The sequence below is a fragment of the Saccharopolyspora terrae genome, assembly GCF_004348435.1.
Classification (GTDB): Bacteria; Actinomycetota; Actinomycetes; order Mycobacteriales; family Pseudonocardiaceae; genus Saccharopolyspora; species Saccharopolyspora endophytica.
In genome coordinates this window covers 1-1894 of the sequence record NZ_SMKS01000137.1, presented here as the reverse complement: position 1 = coordinate 1894, position 1894 = coordinate 1, and the positions used below count along the sequence as shown (strand labels likewise).

Here is a 1894-nt window from a genome sequence, read left to right as displayed (position 1 = left end):
AGCTCGACCCGGCCGACCTCGCCCTGCCGCTGACCGTGGCCGTCGAAGCCGCGGACGCCGTGCTGCACCTGGCGTTCCGGCGCGATCCCCACGGCGACCAGGCCATGCTGGCCGAGGCCAAGGACCTGGTCCGCGGATACCTGTCCAAGCGGATCACCGGAGAAGAACGGGTGAAGTCGACCGTGGTCGGCCCCACGATCAGGGCAAGCTACCTGACCGACCTGCCCTCCCCCCGATAGGTCGGTACCACCTGGTCGACGGCCCAGACCCCGCCGTCGATCAGGTGGTACTGGTTGAACCGCTCCGCGAGCTCACCGGCCATGCATCGCTTGCCTGAGCCTGGAGCAACCAGGATTCGTGACGCCGATCAGTACCGGTGGCCCCACCGCAGGCGCCGCCACGCGGTGCCGAGAGTCTCCTCTCCGAAGACCCTCATGGCTGACCAGCATGACGCAGTCCGGCAGATAGCGGTGGTAGCGGGCCGGCGGCGCAACCGCAGGCGCCGCGGACGTGGCGGTGGCCGTCCGTCCTTCTGCAACCGCGAGGACTGCAAGGCCCGGCACGCGGTCGAATGCGGGGTCAGCCGTCTCAAGCAGCACCGGGCCGTGGCACCCGGTTTGACCAACTCGCGGTTCGGTTCGAGGCAACGGTTCAGGTCACGGCGATTCATCAGTGACTTGTGCGGATGCTCCAGCAGGAAACGACGGCCCTGCGGTCATCACGGAGGAAGAGCACATTTACTGGCATTGGCGCGGGGCGGTGTGTCCAGGGTTGCACCTTCCGTAGCGGCATGTGGTCCAGTGGACTTACGTCCCGATCCCTTGAGAAAAGGTCCCTGCTCATGCATTCGTCTTTCATGCCACCCCGCCAGGTCAAGATCGGTGACGCGGCGGCCTTCGCCGGCAGCACGCCACGGGCGATTCGCCATTACCACGAGATCGGGCTGCTCCCCGAGCCTGAGCGGGGCGGTGATGACCGCCGCCGCTACGGGTACGGGGACATGATCCGCCTGCTGTGGATTCGCAAGATGGCCAACGCCGGGATCGCCCTGGACGACATCCGTGACGCCTTTACCACCGGCATGGCTTCCGCCGGTGCGGACAGCGGAGACGGTATCGCGGGCATCCTGGAGCGGCTGGAGGAAACCCTCGCCGAGCAGGAGGCGGAATTGCGGCGGCAACGGACCGCCGTGCAGCGGATGCGCACCGAAGGCAGCCGGATGGGCCTGCTCTCCGACTTCGTCACCGAACGCCTCAAGAACCTGCCCGAGGACTCCCTGCGTCAGGCGGACCTGGACAGTCTGCTGGTCACTGAGCGGATCTTCGGCCCGCTCGCCGCGGCCATCCAGGCCACCCGCTTCGTCGTCCTGGCCACGCATCCCACTCTGCGGGAGGAGTCCGACCGCATCGATGACGCCGAGGAGGCACTCGATGACAGCGTCGCCGTCGATGATCCACGGGTGGCTCAAGTGGCCGCCGAGCGGCACGCCTTCGAAAGCGCCCTGCACGCCGTCATCGAGGAGTCCGGCCTGGACAAGGACGACGATGCCCTCTACGACGCCTGGGACACTCTGCACTCTGCTACCGCCGATGACGGCGAGGACGAGACCGACCTCAGCTCTGGCAGGCGGGGGGCTGACTCCATGAGCGCGCTCGAAGCCATCGGCAAGATGCCCTACGACTTCTCCCCAGCCCGCCTGCGCTGTATGGAACTGGCCGTAGAGCTATCCGCCCAAGACTCACCCGCTACCCAGAACACGGCCTAGGTGTAGTGCTTTGTTAGGTGTGGATCTTGGTGTGGGATGATCTTGTTTTGTGAAGCAGGGTGATCTCGCTCGGGTGCGTGGCCGGTTGGAGGAGTTCGCGGCGGAGGTGTTCGCTCCGCTGGCGCGGTC

General features: G+C 66.7%; 1 protein-coding gene and 1 pseudogene. Both read left to right on the top strand.

Features of this window, described 5'->3' with window-relative positions:
- Positions 1-239 (top strand): annotated as a pseudogene (locus E1181_RS31020) (hypothetical protein); the annotation flags it as partial.
- Between the two features lie 602 nt (positions 240-841).
- Positions 842-1765: a MerR family transcriptional regulator gene (locus tag E1181_RS31010; protein ID WP_132679961.1), complete on the top strand. Its 924-nt coding sequence runs from the start codon at positions 842-844 to the stop codon at positions 1763-1765.
- The last annotated feature ends 129 nt before the right edge of the window (positions 1766-1894 follow it).